We start from the raw sequence: 18,952 nt of genomic DNA, 5'->3' as shown, positions 1-18,952 counted from the left end.
GCTCGCAGTGGGCGATGTTGCGGCGGCGCGCGTCGCCCACGAGCTCGTCCTGCCCCGGCAAGCTCGCTCCGGATCCGAGTCCAACTACCTGGTGGCACGTCCTGTCGCTGGGCCTTGTGCTACCGAACGAACGGAACAATCCAGTCGTTGTGCCCTTCCCGAATGTTACATCGATAGTAATTCAAGCCTAGTTGGTCAACGCCTAGGAGAGCAAGGGTAACCCGATCGATGAAATGAATCAGGTCCATAGTGTTGTAGTAGCGCTCCTTGGGACTGGCCCCTGGTACGACTCCTTGATGTGTGACACTGTTTCGTAAGTCCTTAAAGTCAGTAGACCACCCAGAAAGGGAGAGGTCGTTGCAAAGACTAACGATCAATTCATTGAGAGACATCCGCTTTCGATTAGAAGGTCGGCATATGTCGTCGCCATCAAGAAAGGCGCGCCCGCTAGGTGCTAGCACATTAACGCCATAGTTGTAGCGAATTATCTCTAGTATATTTGAAGCGATGAGCGCCTTTATCTCAGTAGGCGCTTCAGCGCGAGCGAGGGCTAACATGTGTATGATGCCTTGAAGCCTGTAAGGCTCCTTGTTGGCCTTGTACGCCGCGTAGCATCCTTCTAGAAACTTCTTGGTGTTGACCGGGTTGTTTGGATCATAGGGCAATGGTCCCGCGGATACGCGGCCTGGAAGCGGTCCACTACGGTATTCAGTCCAGACGACTTGGCCCGCGCTGTCGAGCAGTAGCGTGCGACACCAGTGATTCGGACGCGCATCGCCAAGCCGCAGCATCCACATGAGATCTTCAGCTACGTTTTCTGCTTCGGAAGCTGATTGCCCTGGTTCTAGGGCGCAGTCGAACCTGGCTGTGATAGCGGTGCCATTTGTGGTACTGAGCAGATCGGTCGTTTCTGCTGGCGAGTGCAACGCCGAAACCCTCCAGTGGAACCCAGCCACATTAAAGTCCATTGGAGATGGCGGCGCAAAGAAGCAGCCGCAGACAAGCACGGTCAAAGTCCTGGCCGTGGTCGCGTCTTCGGTCGACTCGACAAGTCTTATCGAGGGCACACTGAGCACGAGCTCTGAAGAGACGCCGCTTCTGGTTGATATGTGAGATTTTGCGTCTGTAAGAGCAATCCAATCAGCGTGGTAAGCTGTGCCGTCTTGCCCGTCGAGCGTGACACCTTGTATCCCCTCTATGCTTAGGACCAATCCGCGCGACTGGATCGTTAGTTGCAGTTCTCCGACGGAGTTCTGCTTCAAGTGCAATGTGCCATCAAGGTTTACTGGCTGAATCTTGACGGGTTTCGCGATCGATATCGTGTCCACCATGCTTGTTCCTCGATGTTCTACGTGAGCTGCTCGCCTGCGATTGGGGTGGCCGACGCGTTCGTTGGCGCGATGTTGGTGGCGACTAGAGTCCTGTCGGGCTTGCCTAGACAACACAGGGCTGCGTCGTCTATGACAACGGACTTGCTTGGGCGACTGACAACGAGACGACCATCTCGTTGACAGAAGACCAGGTGGCGCAACCCCACGCGCCGACGGGTGCGGTCCGCGCCGAGAGAGCGTCTCTCCGGTCCGCTTTGCCGCTCGATCCACCCCATGGCCAACTCCCTCTGCGAGGTCAGCGGAGATCCCGTCCCGTGTCAAGAAGAGCCCGCTCGGCAGGCTCGTCTCAGGTGGCTAGGGAGATCGGGGTCGCCGCCGGTCCACCTGCATCCGCTCCTGCTCCACTGGTCCCGGTTTCCAGCAGGGCGGTTCCGGGATCCGGTCGCGGGCCCCTCAGTCGGCCATCCCGCCCCGTTCCGTTCCGTTCCGCCCGTTCGGCCATGGCTACCCACTGCCGGTGCCCTGTCTCACACCGTCCAGCCCCGCCCAGACCCCTACCGAAATTTGTCAGGTCACCCGCAGATCCCACAAAAGCAAGAAGACACGGCTCTCGCCGTGTCTTCTTGGTGGAGGCGCCGGGAATCGAACCCGGGTCCGCAAGGCATCCAGTCTACCTTCGTTCACGTGCGTAGTCGCCATGCGCCGGCGACGGCGTTCGTAGATTCGGCTACGACCTATCCCTCACTGAATCTCGGCCGCGTTATCGAGGGCGTCCTCACGCGACCCAGCCCTGTGGTTGACACCCTTAGAGTACTAGGACGACCTTCTCCTCGGATGGCTTAGCGGTTATTAGGCCGCGACAGCGTATGCGTTGTCGTTCGCACTTGTAACGTCCCGCTTGATAGGCGGAGCAGGAGCCGCCAGCACGCAGACAGACCTTCAGTCCCCACGTCGAAGCCGATCGCCCCCTCGTGGTTCGTTCAGACGGACCGAATATTGCTAGAAACCGTGCTGCCGTCAACCCCTCGGCGCCAGATCGTTCCGTCGCTGACGCCGTCGCGGACGTCGCCATGCCGCCGGTCGGGGTCCGTTGGTTCGATCCTCCCGGCTTTCCTGCCTGCTGCTGCCTCCAGGCGCCTCCGTCAGCCTTGCCCCTCCGCCGCTGCCTCAACCTGCTGCCGCCGCTCGCCCGCCCGCTCCGGTCGGGCCCCTCTCTGGTCGGCTACCCGCTGACCTCGCCGGCACGCCTGCCGCTCTCGACGGCTCCTCGCGGCTCGGCTAAGAAGCCCGCGAAAAGGAAAAGGAGTCGGGCAACTTATGGCGAGGATGGTCCAGTGCGTGAAGCTCGGCCGTGAGGCGGAGGGGCTGGAGAAGCCGCCGCTGAAGGGCGAGCTGGGCAAGCGGATTTTCGACAACGTCTCGAAGGAGGCGTGGCGGATGTGGCTCGAGCACTCGAAGATGCTCATCAACGAGTACCGCCTCGACCTCATCTCCGAGGCCGGCCAGCGGATCTGGATGACCGAGCTCGACAAGTACTTCTTCACCGGCGGGAACGAGGCCGCGCAGCTCCCGCCCGACTACGTGGCGCCCAAGGACAAGCCGGAGTAGCCGACCGCGATCGCGGTCCCCGACCGCGACCGCGGTCCCCCGTCCCTCATCGTCCCGGCGGCGCTCCCACCCACCCCATCCGGAAGCGCCCCGCTCCCCCTCCGCCCCTCAGGGCAGCGGGCCCGGCGCCGGCAGCGCTCCGCCGTTGCGCACGTACTCGATCAGCGCCGCCGCCATCTGCTTGTCGACCTTCTCGCACTTGGCGGTGACCGCCCCCATCGTCGCGCCCTTGCACTCTCTCTTCCGCTCGATGATGAGCTTGCCCGTCTTCTCGTCGGCCAGGAACGCGTCGCGCGTCTTCTGGTCGAGGCTCTTCCACGGGATCGCCGCGAACTTCGGCTTCGGCGGCACGTGCTGCCGGACCTCCTCCGCCATCAGCGTGGCGCACGTCCCGTCCCATCGCAGGACCTCGTAGCCGCCGCCGGCGCCGCTCACGACCATGCCCCCGGTCTCCGGCTCCCGGTGATAGAGGATCAGCACCTCCTCATCGAAGACCAGCTTGTCGTTCGAGGACGACCCGCCAGAGGCGTTCACCGCCTCGGTGTCCCGCGTCAGGTACCCGCGCGTGAACGGCGACCCCTTCGCGAACAGGGTGAGCGCCACGTCCGGATGGAACCCGCTGCAGAGCCGCTTCACGAACGCCACCGGCGGCAAACACTCGTTGCCCCGCTGCTCGCACGTCGTCGGGATCTGCCGTGACGCTTCCGTCGCGGCGTCCTCCTCCTTCTTCCCACCTTCACCCTCCGCCGCCTCACCCTCCTTCGCGGCCGGCGCCGCTGCAGCCACCTCGGCCTCCGCACGATCCGGCTCCGACGGAGGAGGCGCCGCGCCACCGCAAGCGGCCAGGGTACCCACCAGGACAAGCGCAAACGAGCTCTGGACAGATCGCATGGCCCACGAACCTACCGGAGCCAGCCCGCCCCTCCGCATGGAAAAACAACGTCGCCCCGCGACGCAATGCGCCAGCGCGGCGTCAAAACCCGTGGCGTATTGCAGGAGGCCGACCGCTGCTCGCAACGCCGCCCGCGACGCAATGCGCTGCAGATCACGAATGATTCAAATTTCCGACAGCGCTTGACATCAGCATCCCATCAGCAGAGTCTGAGCTGATTCCGGCAGGAGGTGGTCGTGCTGGATCTTTCTTCGTCGGCAGTCTCCTCATCGTGTGTTGGCGGTTCGCGTAAGTGCAAGTCTCACACGGGTGCTCGTCGAAGGCGACGGCGGGTGTCCGCTGCTCTGGGAGGGTGGGTGATGGTCGCCTCGTGTGTTCTCCTCGCGGGCTGCAGCGCGGCCGGGGAGCAGTTCGATCCGCCGGCGGACACCGGCGAAGTGCTCACGGGCGCGGGCGGCGGCTCCGCCTCGGGCGGCTGGGCGAGCTCATCGGGCTTGTCGGACGACCCGGGCGAAGTCGGCGGCGGTTGGCCGTCGGGGAAGCTCGGGCCGCCGTATCCCATCGTGCTCGCTCACGGCTTCTTCGGATTCGAGGACTTCGCGGGCGCGGGATACGTGAGCTACTTCTACAACCTCAAAGAGGCCCTCGCCGAGGGCGGCGAGACGGTCTTCACGCCCGCCGTCGACCCGTTCAACAGCTCCGAGGTCCGCGGCGCGCAGCTGCTCGCGCGGATCGAGCAGATCCTGGACGCGACAGGCCACGAGAAGGTGAACATCATCGCCCACTCGCAGGGGGGGCTCGACGCGCGCGTTGTCGCGCACGACAGGCCCGATCTCGTGGCCTCCATCGTCACCGTCGCCACACCCCACCTGGGCTCGAAGGTCGCCGACGTGGCGCTCGAGCTCGTCGCCCACGAGCGCCTGCAGGACATCCTGGACGATCTCATCAACGCGATCGGCGCGCCGCTCTACGATCAGATAGGCAACGAGACGAGCGTCTTCGCGGCGCTCGAGCAGTTCTCGACGCCCGGCATCGCGGAGTTCAACGCGAGGTTCACCGATGCTCCCGGGGTGTTCTATGCCTCCTTCGGCGGGCGGACGAACCGCGCGCGCGGCGGCAGGGACTGCACGACGCTCACCCCCGCGCCCTTCGTCGCGCAGTTCGACGACGGCCTCGATCCGGTCCACCCGCTGCTGTTGCTGACCGAGACCCTGCTCGACGGCGGCATCGGCGAGTCGTTCCCGAACGACGGCCTGGTGCGCGCGCGGGACGCGCGGTGGGGGGACTTCTGGGGCTGTATCCCGGCCGACCATTTCGACGAGATAGGCCAGCTCTTCGGACAGAGTCCGGGCGACGGGAACCCCTGGCTCTATATCGATTTCTACCGCTCCGTGATCGCGCGGCTCCGGCAAGAAGGCTTCTGACGAGCCCGCCATCGTCCGCGTTCGCCCGCCATCGCCCGCGCTCGTCCGCGCTCGTCCGCGCTCGTCCGCGTTCGACCGCGCTCGCCCCGCTTGATTCGCCGAAAACCGCCCCGAGCGGCGCCCTCTCCACTACCATCCCCCGCCGATGCTCAAGGCGCCGCTCACCCGCGCTCTCCCGCTGCTCGCCCTGCTCAGCGCGGCGTGCAGCGGCGACGTGCGCCGGTTCCCCCTGCGCGATCCGGTCTGGCGCGACGCCGACCTGAGCCCCGTCTCGCTGCCCTGCCGGCCCGATCCCGAGGCGTCCAGCGACGATCCGCAGCACCGCCTCTGCTCGCCCGCGCCCTACGAGTCCTCGTTCGCGTGGGACGCCGCCGACAACCTCGTCTTCCGCCCGGTGTCGCGGTTCTTCGCCGTGGATCCGGGGGGCGAGGCGGCCAACGTGAACAGCGTCGACGAGGTGCCGGACTCGAGCTGGTTCACGAACCGGCTCGGCAAGCGGCCGCTCTCCGTCGAGGAGCTGGTGCGCGGGCCGTGCGGCGACAAGACGCTGGATCCCGAGGCGCCGGACGGGTCCTGGGTCATCGACATGGGCAAGCCGAACGGCGCGAACCCCGGCTTCCGGGTCAAGGTCGAGGGCGTCGGCAAGTTCATGCTCAAGGCCGACCCCTCGGACCAGCCCGAGCGGGCCACCGGCGCGACCGCCATCGCGGCGCGCCTCTACCACGCCGCCGGCTTCTGGGCGCCGTGCGACAGCGTTGTCTACCTGAAGCCGTCGATCCTGAAGCTGTCGCCTGGGCTCACCGTGACCGACAACAGCGGTGTCGCCAGGCCCTTCGATCAGGCGGCGCTCGACGGCGTGCTCGCCAAGGCCTCGAAGCGCGGCGACCGGGTCCGCATGGTCGCGTCGCGCTGGCTCCCGGGCCGTGCCATGGGCCCGTTCAGGTACGAGGGGACCCGGGACGACGATCCGAACGACGTCATCCCGCACGAGGACCGGCGCGACCTGCGCGGGGGGCGCCTGCTCGCCGCCTGGCTCAACCACTTCGACTCGCGCGAGCAGAACTCGATGGATGTCTGGCTCGCCGAGGACCCGAAGGACAAGGACGCGTCGCCGGGCCACGTGCGCCACTACTACATCGATCTCGGCGACTGCTTCGGCAGCGAGTGGGAGTGGGAAGAGATCTCGAAGCGCCTCGGCCACGCCTTCTACTTCGACGCGGAGTACGCGCTCCTCGACTTCGTGACGCTCGGCATCCCCGAGCGGCCCTGGGACCGGGCGAGCCACGATCCGCAGGGCGACATCTTCGGCTTCTTCAGCGATCGCGATTTCCGGCCGGAGGCCTGGCGCGGCGGCTACCCCAACCCGGCCTTCGGGCGGATGACCGAGCTCGACGGCGCCTGGGCCGCCCGGACGCTCGCGCGCTTCACGCCGGAGCTCGTCGAGGCCGCCGTGAAGACAGGCGACTTCACGGCGCCGCGACACACCGCGTTCCTGATCGGCAAGCTCCTCTCGCGACAGCGCGCGATCATGGCGCGGTACCTGACGCGCCTGTCGCCCCTCGCCGACGTCGCCCTGGCCTCATCGGAGGCGCTGTGCGGCGTCGATCTCGCGCGGCGCACCGGCGTCGCGCGCCCGCAAGACCTCCGCTACGAGGCCGCGATGTACGCCGGCGAGTCGCTCGCCCTGCGCGCGCGGCCGGTCGTGCGCCCCTCGCCGGACGGCCGCGTGTGCCTCTCGCTCCCCCACATCGCGGGGGACGGCGGCGCGCCCGACGACGCGCCCTCTCGCTACGCCATCATCGATGTCCTGAACGGGCAGGCGCCCGGTCCGCTGCGCGCCCACCTCTACGACCTCGGCCCGCGCCGCGGCTACAAGCTCGTCGGCATCGAGCGCCCCGACGACGCCGAGCCGCCCAACTGAAGCTCCCGCCGAGCCAGGCCTCGCTCGGGACACGCCCTGCCGAGCGGGTGACCGCCGCTCGATCAATAGCTGTCAAAAGCCGTGGGTGGCGCCGACCATGAACCGCAGCTCCTGGAGGCCGGCCCCCTGCTCGAAGGTCTCTGTCGCCGAGCCGATCAGGACATCGATGGAGTGGTCTCGCTCGCCGCTCGTGCGCAGGCCGAGCACGAACGACATGCGGAGCAGGTCGAGATCGAAATCGCGGAGGTGCTCGCCGAACACGTTGCCCGCGGCGACCTGCGCCGTGCCATCGACGAACGCCCAGACCGGATAACGGTACTCGAGCGTCGCCGCGGCGGCGCTCCGCCCGCGGAGGCGCCCTTCGCGGAAGCCCCGCATCGGCGCGTCGCCGCCGAGCTCGGCGAGCTCGGTGAAGGGGACCTCCGCTGCGCCGAGCGGGTCCGCGAACGCCGCCGAGAGGACGAGGCTCACGATGCGATCGTGCCCGGTGAGGTCGACGAACCCGCCCAGCGAGCCGCCGTAGCGGAGCCACCGGCTCTCCAGCGGCCGCTCCAGGTCGACGGCGTGCTCTCCGGACAGCTCCAGCCGGACGCCGTGGCCCCGCGCCGGGCGCGGCAGGCGCGAGTCGAGGCCGGCGCGGCCCCCGATCCGGTAGGCCGTATACCCGGTGTCGTACGACGGCGGCATCGGATAACGGCCGCGCGCGACCCGGAAGCCGACCGTCGGCTTGCAGCAGATGTCGTGGAAGTCGACGGTCTTCGCGCCGGTGGTCGCCTCGACGAAGCTGAACGCGCCGAAATCGGCGTGGAGCGTCGCGGTCCCCTCGACGCTGCGGGCCCTGTAGCGGGCCCAGTCGCGGTCCAGCGAGCTGGGACCGATCCCGGAAAACAGCCAGTCAGGCCGGATGTCCGCCTCGCCGCGGAGCTTCAGGTGAGCGCGCCCGCCGAGGGGGATCCGGTCGGCGACCGTGAGCCGCCACCAGTCGACCCCGCCGGTCGCGGCGTGGACGCGGAGCTCGTTGCCGGGGACGAACAGGTCGTCATAGAAGAAGTAGAAGCCGACGCTCGCGCGAAAGCCGAAGTCGAGGAGCGCCGTCGGGACGACGCCGATGTTGTTGTTCGGCCCGAAGGTGAAGATGTCCTTGAGCTCCTTGATCCACTCACCCTGCTCCGCCGCGACGGTGAGAACGCCGAGCGGCCGCCGGACCAGGTACTCGCTGGCGAGGTAAGCAGGGAAGAACACGATGCGCGGCACCCAGAGCAGCGCGTCGCCGGCGCTCGTCGCCTCGTCCGGGCGACCGTCGTAGTCCGGCACAGGGCGCTTCGCGCCGGGCGCCAGCGGCGCCGCGGCGGGAGGCCGTGGCGGCGTAGCAGGCTCTGCCGATGTGCGAGGAGCCGCCGGCGTAGCAGGCTCTGCCGATGTGCGAGGAGCCGCCGGCGTAGCAGGCTCTGCCGATGTGCGAGGCGCCGCCGGCGGCGCCCCCGGGACCACGGGCGGCGGCGCGGCGCCCTCCGCCGGAGGCGCGGCCTGTGCCTCGGCGCACAGCGACAGCGCTGCGCAGCTCGCGAGCGCGGCCGCGCGCCTCCGAAAGGCCGGGCCGAGCGCGCGCGTCGGTCCCTTCTCGTTGGTGCCCAATCCGCCTCGCCTCTCACACGGAAACACGTCGCGGCGCGGGAGCATAGCGGAGTTCCCGACCCGAGAGACGCCTGTCTGCGCGGCGCGCGCCTGTCGAACGTCCACGCGACGGCGCGGCGGGTGCGGCGGTTCACACGCGAGAGGGAGGTTGCCGGCCGGGACCAGGCTCGATAGCCTCCCGCGCTCGGCATCGGTCCTGTGCCGGTGCGGCCAGAACGGCGGTTTTCCGCGGATGGAGCGGCGGGTGGCGAGCACAGGCGAGAACGAGACACGGGCCCGGGGCGTGCTTCACAGGCTCCTTGCGATCTTCGCCGAGGTGAAGCCGCGCGAGGTCTTCAGCGTGCTCGTCCTCACGCTGAACGTGTTCCTCCTGCTCACGGGCTATTACCTCCTCAAGGTGGTCCGTGAGCCGCTGATCCTCGCGGGCGGCGGGCTCGAGTTCGGCGGGCGGCGGCTCGACCTCGACGGCCCCGAGGTGAAGGCCTACGCGGCGGCGGGCCAGGCGCTCCTCCTCGTGGGCGTGGTCCGCGCCTATGGCGCCCTGGCCAGGCGCTTCGGGCGCATGCAGCTCACCACCGCGCTCACGCTCTTCTTCGCCGCGAACCTCGTCCTCTTCTTCCTCCTCGCGCGCCTCGGCGTCCCCCTCGGGGTGCCCTTCTATCTGTGGGTGGGCTGCTTCAACCTCACCGTGATCGCGCAGTTCTGGTCCTTCGCCAACGATGTTTACACGCCCGAGCAGGGCAAGCGGCTCTTCGCCATCGTCGGCATCGGGAGCTCGCTCGGCGCCATGTTCGGCGCGCAGATCGCGAAGCGCGTCTACGTGCCGATCGGCCCCTACAACATGATGCTCCTCGCGGCGGGCGTGCTGCTCGCCTGCCTGGGGCTCACCTACCTCGTCCACCGCGACGACCTCGCGGGCTCGAAGGGCGCCGCGGACAAGGCCGACGCGCCGCCCGGGGGCGCGGCGGGCGGCTTCAAGATCATCGCGGGCGACCGGTATCTGCTCCTCATCGCCGGTCTGACGCTCGTCCTCAACTGGGTGAACTCGACAGGCGAGTACATCCTCGATCGCACCCTGATCGAGTCCGCCACGAGCGCGCTCGACACGGGGAGCGAGCTGCGCGGCGCGCCGGACGCGGCCCCCGCCGGCGCGGCCCCGGGCGCGCCGCTCGCGGCGGGCGCGCCGGTCTACCTCGTCGATCCGCAGGCGTCGCGCCTGCTCGAAGGGAAGATCGCCGCCGTCAAGGGCGGCGCGTTCGACGTCGAGGCAGGCGGCAAGATCGTCGAGGGCGCCGAGGCAGGGCTCGTCCACCCGCGCACCGAGAAGGGGAAAAAGGCGGCGCTCGGCGCGATCATCGGGACCTTCAAGGGGGATTTCTTTTACTGGGTCAACACGTTCGGCGTCGTCCTGCAGCTCTTCTTCGTCTCCCGCATCTTCAAGTACCTCGGCGTGCGATTCGCCCTGTTCATCCTCCCGGCCATCGCGCTGCTCGGCTACGCGTCCCTCGCCGTCCTGCCGGCGCTCGCCGTCGTGCGCGTCGCGAAGATCGCGGAGAACAGCGCCGATTACTCCATCCAGAACACAGCGCGGCAGGCGCTCTTCCTGCCGGTCGGCCGCGACGCCAAGTACAGCGCCAAGGCGGCCATCGACACCTTCGTCGTCCGCGCGGGCGATGTGCTCGCCGCCGTGGGGGTGATCGCCGGCCAGGTGCTCGCGCTCTCCACACGCCACTTCGCGATGGTCAATATCGCCCTCGCGCTCGTGTGGCTCGGCGTCGTGGCCGGCATCGCCCGGGAGCACAGGCGCCGCGCCGCGGACGAACCGGCGGCATCGAAGTCCGACGACCGCGAGGCCGCGTAAACCTCAGGGCCGCGCGGCGTTCGCCTTCCAGCCCTCGTAGGCGTCCATCAAGGCCAGGTACAGCCAGCGGCCGATGACCTCGGCCCCCGCGCCCGACGGGTGCGCGAGATCGGCGCCGCCGAGCCCGCGCTGGACCCAGATCCCCATCGAGCCCGAGCCGCCCATCGCGCCGAAGGTGTCGAAGTAGCCGCAGCCGACCTGCCCGGCCACCCTGCGCTGGATCGCGGCGAGCTTCGGGATCACCGGGCGGCTCCGGTACACCTCGCCCTTCTTGTCGGCGCGGTCCATCGGGCCCACCAGCAGGCACGACGATCCGGGCAGCGCCGCGGTCACCTGCTCGAGCACCGCCTTCATCGTCGACTCGTACTGATCGAGCGGGAACAGCTCGCCGTCCTCGCTCTCGTTCATGCCGTAATGGAACACCGTCAAGGACGGGCTCCGCGCGCGCAGCTGCTCGGCGAAATGGGCGTCGTCGCTCTTGTCGAGGAAGCGGATGCGGCAGCCCTGGATGCCGATGGCGTCGAGCACCACCCCGGGCGTGTCCCGCTCCATCCAGACGCCGAACGCCCGCACCCCCGGGCCGTGCGCTCGCACCTCGATGCCGTGCGGCCCGTCCGGGACCTCGTAGGTCGCGATCGCCGAGCTGGCCGCGTCGGCCCGCGTGTCGATCATCTCGCGGCTCTCGCCGTCGATCTTGATCTCCATCCGCCCGCCCTCGGGGTGCTTCAGGTAATCGACGGCGAACCGAGAGACCGCGCGCCCGTAAGTCCCCGACTCCGCGGTGGCGAAGCGCGAGAACACCCCCGCGCCCTGCGACCGGAACGACACGCCGCCGAGCCCGTAGAGCCCGTCCTTGGCGAACGGGCCCACCACGCGGCTCACCTGCCAGCCTGGGCCGGCGAAGCGCACAACGTCGTTGTGGAAATATCCGGGCCAGGCGTTCGCCATCAGCATGAACCCGTGGCCGGCGTCCCCGAACCGCTTCTGCAGCTTGCGCCGCAGCGTCGCCGTCACGAAGTCGCTCGCCACGATGGAGTCGCCGAAGTAGGTGATGCGCGCGATCGACTGCGGCGCCTTGCGCTCCACCGCCGCGAGCGCGCGGAAGAACGGCGTCATCGCCTTGCCGCTCGGGTCCTCGATCGGCCGCGGCGGCTTGCCCTCGGAGGCGACCGCCGCCGGCATGAGCTCGGCGGCCGCGGCCGGCAGCGCGACCTCCTCGGGCTGGCGCAGCTCGGCCTGCTCGGTGGTCTCGGTGACGAGCGTCGTCTCGCCCACCGACGCCACCGGCGCCGGCGCCGGGACCACGACGAGCCCCTCCCCCTCGGGCAGCGGCGTGAGCACCCGCAGCCGCGACAGGCTCGGGTGCGCGTAGGGGACGAGCACGAGCAGGGCGAGGGTCGCCATCGCCCGGGCAGCCGGCGAGGCGAGCCCGTTCCGCGCCGGCGAAACCACGGTCACGGCGCCTCCATCGCGCGCAGCCGGAGGCACATCATGCCCGCCCGGCGGGGGCGCCTCGTGGACGTGGGCCTCGCGCGCATCCGGCGCGTGGGCGGCCGGCTCGTGAGCCCTGGTGCTGCTCCTGGAGGTCATCGACGCACGTGGGAAAGAAGGATGGAAGCGGCGGCTACGGGCCCTTCTTCTCCTGCTTGTCCAGGGCCGCCGTCGCCTTGTCGCGGCAGACCGCGTCGCCCTGGTGGATGCAGATCGCGCGCAGCAGCTTGATCTCGCTGGCCGACGCCTTCCCGTTCCAGACCTTCGGCTCGAGCGCCCGCCGCTGGGCGGGGTACGAGCTCGAGTCGAGGCCAGAGCTCGCCGGCGCGGCGCCCGAGGCCGAGGGCGCCGGCGCCGAGGCAGAAGCCGAAGCGGAGGGCGCGGGCGCGGGCGCAGGCGCGGGTTGCGGCAGCCAGGGCGCCGGCGAGCCGACGTGCTGCGGCACCGGCTCCGGCTCGGGCGGCGCCTCGGGGTCGACCTGCCGCCGCATCTCGGCCACCCGCGCGCGCAGCGCCGTCGGGACGCCCGTCGTCTTCGCGATCTCGTTGAGCAGCGCGAGCTTGTCCGCCTTGGTCCCGGCCTGCTCGACCTGCCGGAACATCCCCTCCGCCCAGCGCTCCTCGATCTCCTTGAAGCGCGGCGTCTCCCGGACCGGCGACGTCTCGGCGATCTCCTGCAGCTTCCGGTGCGCGGCGTCGATGTCCCCCGAGCGGAGGTGCTCCTGCGCCGCGTCGAGGAGCTTCGCGTCGTCGCCCGCCTGCGCCGCCACCACGGGCCTCACTTCCGGCTCGGGCGTCGTGGACCCGTGCGACCGGGCGCGCGTGGCCACGATCACGGCGATGACGACGATCAAGGCGACAGCGAGCAGGAGCCCCATCGCCTTGCTCGCCCCGCCGAGCGAGCGGGACGACTGCGCGGAGGGGGCCACGCTCCCGTAGGCGCCCGGCGCCACGCCAGGCCCGCCGTCCGGCCCCGCGCGAAAGATCTTGCCAGCAGCGACGAAGCGGAGGCGGACGTCGCCGAGCTCGAGCGCGTCGCCCGCCTCGAGCAGGCCCCGCTTGAGCTCGACGCCGTTGATGCGCACGCCGTTCGCGCTCTGCTTGTCGACGACCTCGTAGCGGCCGCTGCCGAGGCTGATGAGCTCGGCGTGCAGGCGGCTCACGGAGCTGTGGTTGATCGAGATGGTCGCGTCCTCGGAGCGCCCGATCGTGAAGCGCTCGCCGTCGAGCGGGAACTCGGCGCCGGGGGTCGGGCCGACGACCATGACGAGCCGGTTCGGGCGGGTGTGGAGCGGCAGGTGCGCCGTGCTGCGGCTGCCCGGCGGCGGCGTCGGGCTCGTCACGGCGGACGAGAGCGCCTCATCGACGATCTCGATGCGGTAGTCGCCGAGCTGCACGAGGTCGCCGTGGCGCAGGTGCTGCTCGCCGTTGACGCGCCCGCCGTTGACGTACGTGCCGTTGTAGCTGTCGAGATCCCGGATGACCCAGCCCTGGCCGTTCTTGGCCAGCGTGGCGTGGGTGCGCGAGACGTTGCGATCGGTCAGCCGGATCGAGTTCGACTCTCCGCGTCCGAGCGCGTACTCCTCATGGGCGAGGGGGAGCCCCGTCTGTTTCCCCTCGTCATCCTCGATCGTCAGCTTCCACATAGCGGGTTCGGGGTACTCAGGCGGGGCCAGGCTCGCCCCGCGAGCCCCTGTGGATCCGTGGCACCCACCGCTCGCCGTACGAGCCTCCTCAGCGAGGCGGGACTACTTTAGCGAGTCCGCCTCCGGGAAGGCAATGACGGCGCGCCGGCCCATGGCGGACGGCCGGGACCGCGCCGTCGCCAGCGCCGAAATCCACGAGCGCGTCTCGGATCGTCGCGCGCGCCGGGCAAGCACCGGGCGGGCCAGGCAGGCCGCCCGCCGGCGCGGCGATCCCGGAAGGCCTGGCCGGACCGCCGGCGGGCAGCGCTAGTGGCCGCCGCCCACGGGCCGGAACGGATGGAGGAACGCCGAGAGCGCTCCCGGGTTCCGGGTCTGCAGCCAGAGCCTCCCGTGCCCGCGGAACTCGCAGACGAGCCCCTCGCCGGACAGGAACAGGCCCTTCAGGCCGGCCAGCTTGCGCACCTGGTACCTCAGGCCCTCGGTGAACGCGAGCAGATGGGTGTTGTCGCAGAGATATCCCTCGTGCTGGCGACCGACGTCGATCGCGTGGATACCGCCGTAGCTCGAGAACCAGATCAGCCCTTCGCCGTACGCCCTGAGCAACGACAGGCCGCCGGCGAAGAAGCCCTTGGCCCCCTGCCACGTCGTGTCGAGCGTGATGCCGGGCGTGGAGGCGAGATAGGCGCCCGACTGGAGGAACACCTCCATGCCCGAGCGCAGCACGAGGCGCTCGATCGAGCCCTCGGGGGCCGGCGCGAGCCGCATCGACTGCATGGGCGCCGTCGCCGTGAAGGTGCTCTGGAAGAGGCTCTCTCCGGCCGTCATCCTGCGCTTGAGCGCGCTGGCGAGCCCGCCCTGCAGGCTGGTCTTCATGTCGACGGCCGCGTCGCGCGCGACCATCGCGCCGCTCTCCGCGACGATCTGCTCGCCGGCGTGCTCGAAGGTCACGTGGAGCACGCCGAACTCGGGGTTGCCTCGGATCTCGTCGCGCACGCCGTCCCCCGATCTCTAGGGCTGCCGCGGGGCGAGCCGCGCGCCGATCGCCGCGCCGTACCTGCCGGCGTTGCGCGACTGGACCCACAGGCTGCCGTTCCCCTCGACGTGGCAGACGAGGCCCTCGCCCGAGAGCCACGTGCCGAGCCACGTCGACGTGCTCTTGCCGATCCGGCAGGCGAGCGTCGACTCCCACGCTGCGATGTGCCCCGTGTCGATGACGACGTGGCCTCTCACCTCGAGCTCCTCGAGCGCGCCGAACGCGCCGATGATCATCTGGCCCTGCCCCGCCGTCTCCAGCGCGAAGAGCCCCGCCCCCGAGAAGACGCCGCGCAGGCCGGACGAGCGCGTCCTCACCTCGACATCGGGGCTGGACGCGACATAGGCGCTGCTCTGGACGCACCATTGCCGGTCACCCACCTCGAGCACGGCCATGTCCCCGGACAGCGGTGTCGCGAACAGCACCTCTCCGCGCCCGCCCTCCGCGGCGAACGCGTTCCTGTAGAAGGACTCTCCGGCCAGCATCCGCTTCAAGCCCGACATGAGGCCGCCCGACTGCGTCTCCACGCGCACGTTCGTCGACATGCCCACGAGCGCGCCGCTCTCGGCGAACACGCGCTCGCCCGGGTCGAGCCAGCACTGCGCGAGGGCCTGGGAGGGACGGTAGAGGAGATTCACCTGCATCGGACGTCTCCGCCGCTCCCTCAGGGCGGGAGCAGCGGCGCGAGCCACCCCACGAGCGCGCCGGCGCTGCGCGACTGGATCAGCACGCGGCCGCGGCCCGAGAGCTCGCACACAACGCCTTCGCCAGAGACCATGAAGCCCATGAGCCCGCCGCCAGGGCTCCTGATCTTGAGCGCGAGCGACGCGTCGAACCCGACGAGGTGCCCGCTGTCCACGACGAGCGAGCCGTCGCACAGGAGCTCCTCGATCGCCCCGTAGCTCGTGATCCAGAGATCCCCGACGCCGGAGGCCTCGATGAAGAAGACGCCCTCCCGCGCGAGGATGGCGCGCAGCCCACCCCAGCGCACCTTGACGTCGACGTCGCCCGCGCTCGCGAGGTACGAGCCCGCGCCGAAGAGCACCGTCTCTCCTTGGAGGCGGACGTGCTGGATGCCGCCGCTGAGCGGCGGGGCGAGCCACACCCACCCGCCCTCCGGCGCCTCGATCCGGTTGACGAAGAACGTCTCGCCCCCCGCGAGCTTGCGGAGCAGCGCGACGAAGAACGCCTTGAGCCGCCCGAGGAGCCCGGCCCCGCGGCCCGCGTTGAGCCGGACCTCCGTCCGCAGGCTCGGCGACCGCGCGACCATCGCGCCCGCCTCCGCGAGCAGCGCCTCGCCCGGATCGAGGCTCACCTCCAGCAGAGAGGACGACGGCTCATGCTTGGTGTGATGCTGCATTCGTCCACCCGCGGAGCGCGTACATATAACGGAGCGACGCGGGGAGCGGAAGCGGGAAGAAGGTATGTCGAGGTGAGCAGGACGCGGCGAATTTCATGTTTTCTGTCCGGTGGTTCGCTCGCGCTGACTTCTCCCCTTCAGCATGGGTAGACTGAGCGGGTGAGCGACAGGCGACTTACGGCCTCCGAGCCGACGCCCCGCACGGAGCCGCGCAGCGAGCCGAGCCATGGGTCCGGCTTCGTCGCGGCGCCTCAGCGCATCGCCGGGCGCTACGAGATCCTCGGCCTGCTCGGCACCGGCGGCATGGGCAGCGTGTACCGCGTCCGCGACGTGGAGCTCGACGAGGTGGTCGCCCTCAAGATGCTCCGCCGTGATCTCGCTGACTCGGCCGGCATGCTCGAGCGCTTCCGGCAAGAGGTGAAGCTCGCGCGCCGCGTCACGCACAGGAACGTGGCGCGGACGTTCGACTTCGGCGACCACGACGGCGAGAAGTTCCTCACGATGGAGTGCGTCGAGGGCGAGTCGCTGCACAGCGTTCTCGCGCGGACGGGCCCGATGCCGTCGCAGCAGGCCATCGGCATCGGCTGCTCGCTCTGCGACGGGCTCGGCGCCGCGCACGCGGCGGGCATCGTGCACCGCGACCTCAAGCCCGAGAACGTGCTCGTCGACAGGAACGGGCGCGTCGTGATCACCGATTTCGGCATCGCGCGCACCTCGTCCGGGCCGAGCGCCGCCGAGTCGCAGGGCTTCGTGCTCGGCTCCCCCGCGTACATGTCGCCGGAGCAGCTGACCGGCGAGCCCGACCTCGACGCCCGCACCGACATCTACGCGCTCGGCATGATCCTCTTCGAGTGCCTCACCCACCGGCGCGCGTGGCCGGGTGCCGGCGCGATCGCGGCCGCCATGTCCAGGCTCAAGTCCCCGCCGCCCGATCCGCGCTCCGTCCGTCCGGACGTGCCGCTCGCCGTCGCGGACGTCGTCCTCCGGTGCATGGCGATCCGCCGTGAAGACCGCTACGCCAGCGCGGCCGAGGCCCACCGCGCGCTGCTGCTCGCGCGCTCGCGCCTGTCGATCGCCCCGCAGCCGGCGCAGTCGCTCGTGTCCGCGATCGCCGCGTCCTCCGCCACGGCCGCGCCGACGGCGCCGCAGCCGATCGAGCAGAACCCGACCCGCGTCGCCGCGTCGCCGGTCGAGGCGGTGACGGCGCCGCAGCGGCGGCTCAACTCGCCCACGCTGGCGGCGCCCGCGCCCGTGCTCACGCCCGCGCCGACGCCGACGTCGTCGCTGAAGACGGTCGCCGTGCTCCCGTTCCGCAACGTCGGCGCGCCGGACGACGAGTACCTCGCCGACGGCTTCACCGAGGACCTCACCGACACCCTGTCGATGACCGCCGGCCTCAAGGTCCGGCCGCGCGCAGCGGTCTCCCGGGTGCGGCTCGACGGCCGCGATCCCAGGGATGTCGGCCGCGAGCTCGGCGTGCAGGTCGTCGTCGAGGGGTCGATCCGACGCACCGGCGGCGGCGGCTACGCGCCGGACGGGCCGCGCTCGCAGCCCCCCGCGCCGTACTCGCGGCCGGCGTCGCGCATGCCTCCTGGCGGCGTGCGCGTCACCGTGCGCGTCATCGGCGTCGAGGACGGGTTCCAGCTCTGGGCGAAGCGGTTCGACAGCTCGCCCGAGGCGCTGCTCACCGTGAGCGACGACGCGGCGGGCGCGATCGCCGCGGCGCTCACCGTCGACGCCGCCAGCCGCGAGCGCGAGTCGCCGAGCGACCCGCGCGCGATCGATCTCTACCTGCGCGCGCGCCACCAGATGCGGCGCCTCTGGTACGGGGACGCCGCGCCGGCCGTGGCGCTGTTCGAGGAGGCGCTGTCGTTCTCCCCGAACGATCCGAGCATCCTGTCCGGTTACGCGATCGCCTTCGCGCGCCTGATGGGCGCGCGGGGTGAAGGCGCGGCGCAGTTCGCGAAGGCGCAGCAGGCCGCCGAGCGGGCGATCGCGCTGGCCCCCGCGCTCGGCGAGCCGTGGGTGGCCCTCGCCACGGTCCGCTTCAGCGCGGGTGATCCGGTCGGCGCCGTCCCGGCGCTGCGCAAGGCGCTCCAGTGCGCGCCGAGCCTTGCCAAGGCGCACGAGCTGCTCGGCCGCATCCTCCTCGAGGCGGGGCTCGTCGACGAGGCGATGTTCCGGCTCGACACGGCGCTGGCGCTCGATCCGAGCGAGCCGTTCCCGCGCTGGGAGCTGGCGCGCGGCCGCGCGCTGCTCGGCGACTGGCCGGCGGCCGGCGTGCTGCTCGACCTGCCGGCGGAGGACCCGTCGAGCCGCTTTCACAAGGCGGTGATGCGCGCCCGCTTCGGGCTGTGGCGCGGCGCCGCGTTCCCCATCGACGATCTGCCGCTCGCGATGGAGACCATCCCGATCCAGTACGCGCGCATCTACCGCGACGTGCTCGCGACGTCGCGGCTCTCGGACGAGCAGCGGGCGTTCCTGAGCGCGAAGTCGGACAGCTCCGAGCCGGGCAGCCGGCTGCGCCCGCTCTTCTTCCAGATGTACGCCGAGATCCTCGCCTTCCTCGGCGACGACGACGCGCTCTTCCGCGTGCTCGCCGGCGCGGTGGACGCAGGGCTCTTCGACGCCTTCTGGATGCAGCGCTGCACGGTGCTCGACCGCGCGCGTTCGGACGCGCGCTTCGCCCCGCTCCGCGCGCGCGTCGAGGAGCGGGCCGCCGCGATCATCGCCGCGTTCAGGGGCTGAGCG

At 70.3% G+C, this 18,952-nt stretch carries 13 protein-coding genes and 1 other RNA gene; 5 read left to right on the top strand and 9 right to left on the bottom strand.

Annotation, left to right across the window (positions count from 1 at the left end):
• Window positions 1–119: 119 nt before the first annotated feature.
• Both WMF45_RS34595 and ssrA read right to left on the bottom strand, forming a co-directional pair.
• The gene (locus tag WMF45_RS34595) at window positions 120–1,331 is read right to left on the bottom strand and encodes a hypothetical protein (RefSeq protein ID WP_437709621.1); all 1,212 of its coding nucleotides are present in this window, start codon (window positions 1,329–1,331) and stop codon (window positions 120–122) included.
• Between the two features lie 624 nt (window positions 1,332–1,955).
• Window positions 1,956–2,300, bottom strand: a transfer-messenger RNA (tmRNA) gene (gene ssrA / locus WMF45_RS34590).
• 348 nt (window positions 2,301–2,648) lie between these two features.
• Here ssrA and WMF45_RS34585 point away from each other — a divergent pair.
• A complete protein-coding gene (locus tag WMF45_RS34585; RefSeq protein WP_272095228.1) occupies window positions 2,649–2,939 on the top strand; it encodes an oxidative damage protection protein in 291 nt (96 codons plus the stop codon).
• Between the two features lie 108 nt (window positions 2,940–3,047).
• Here the strand turns inward: WMF45_RS34585 and WMF45_RS34580 are convergent, their stop codons facing one another.
• Window positions 3,048–3,830: a hypothetical protein gene (locus tag WMF45_RS34580; protein ID WP_437709619.1), complete on the bottom strand. Its 783-nt coding sequence runs from the start codon at window positions 3,828–3,830 to the stop codon at window positions 3,048–3,050.
• A gap of 360 nt (window positions 3,831–4,190) precedes the next feature.
• Here WMF45_RS34580 and WMF45_RS34575 point away from each other — a divergent pair, with 360 nt between their 5' ends.
• On the top strand, window positions 4,191–5,255 hold the full coding sequence (locus WMF45_RS34575; RefSeq protein WP_437709617.1) for an esterase/lipase family protein: 1,065 nt from the start codon (window positions 4,191–4,193) through the stop codon (window positions 5,253–5,255).
• Between the two features lie 145 nt (window positions 5,256–5,400).
• Window positions 5,401–7,176, top strand: a complete 1,776-nt coding sequence (locus WMF45_RS34570) for a hypothetical protein (RefSeq protein WP_437709615.1) — start codon at window positions 5,401–5,403, stop codon at window positions 7,174–7,176.
• Window positions 7,177–7,248: 72 nt separating this feature from the next.
• Here the strand turns inward: WMF45_RS34570 and WMF45_RS34565 are convergent, their stop codons facing one another.
• A complete protein-coding gene (locus WMF45_RS34565; RefSeq protein WP_437709614.1) occupies window positions 7,249–8,490 on the bottom strand; it encodes a BamA/TamA family outer membrane protein in 1,242 nt (413 codons plus the stop codon).
• Between the two features lie 565 nt (window positions 8,491–9,055).
• Between WMF45_RS34565 and WMF45_RS34560 the strand changes: the two genes are divergently transcribed.
• The gene (locus WMF45_RS34560) at window positions 9,056–10,672 is read left to right on the top strand and encodes an NTP/NDP exchange transporter (RefSeq protein ID WP_437709612.1); all 1,617 of its coding nucleotides are present in this window, start codon (window positions 9,056–9,058) and stop codon (window positions 10,670–10,672) included.
• A gap of 3 nt (window positions 10,673–10,675) precedes the next feature.
• Here the strand turns inward: WMF45_RS34560 and WMF45_RS34555 are convergent, their stop codons facing one another.
• The 5 genes from WMF45_RS34555 to WMF45_RS34535 form a co-directional block, all read right to left on the bottom strand.
• Window positions 10,676–12,130, bottom strand: coding sequence for a GDSL-type esterase/lipase family protein (locus WMF45_RS34555; protein WP_437709610.1), 1,455 nt, complete (start codon window positions 12,128–12,130; stop codon window positions 10,676–10,678).
• A 166-nt stretch (window positions 12,131–12,296) separates the two neighbouring features.
• Entirely contained in the window at window positions 12,297–13,808 is a 1,512-nt protein-coding gene (locus WMF45_RS34550; RefSeq protein WP_437709608.1) for an FHA domain-containing protein, read from the bottom strand.
• 306 nt (window positions 13,809–14,114) lie between these two features.
• Window positions 14,115–14,801, bottom strand: a complete 687-nt coding sequence (locus tag WMF45_RS34545) for a TIGR00266 family protein (protein WP_437709606.1) — start codon at window positions 14,799–14,801, stop codon at window positions 14,115–14,117.
• A 15-nt stretch (window positions 14,802–14,816) separates the two neighbouring features.
• Entirely contained in the window at window positions 14,817–15,485 is a 669-nt protein-coding gene (locus WMF45_RS34540) for a TIGR00266 family protein (RefSeq protein WP_437709604.1), read from the bottom strand.
• Between the two features lie 20 nt (window positions 15,486–15,505).
• A complete protein-coding gene (locus WMF45_RS34535) occupies window positions 15,506–16,201 on the bottom strand; it encodes a TIGR00266 family protein (protein WP_437709602.1) in 696 nt (231 codons plus the stop codon).
• Window positions 16,202–16,360: 159 nt separating this feature from the next.
• Between WMF45_RS34535 and WMF45_RS34530 the strand changes: the two genes are divergently transcribed.
• Complete coding sequence (locus tag WMF45_RS34530; protein WP_437709600.1) at window positions 16,361–18,949, top strand: protein kinase domain-containing protein; 2,589 nt, start codon at window positions 16,361–16,363, stop codon at window positions 18,947–18,949.
• The last annotated feature ends 3 nt before the right edge of the window (window positions 18,950–18,952 follow it).

The sequence above is a fragment of the Sorangium sp. So ce448 genome, from assembly GCF_051520915.1.
Taxonomy (GTDB): domain Bacteria; phylum Myxococcota_A; class Polyangia; order Polyangiales; family Polyangiaceae; genus Sorangium; species Sorangium cellulosum_B.
This window is presented reverse-complemented; position numbering and strand designations above follow the sequence as displayed.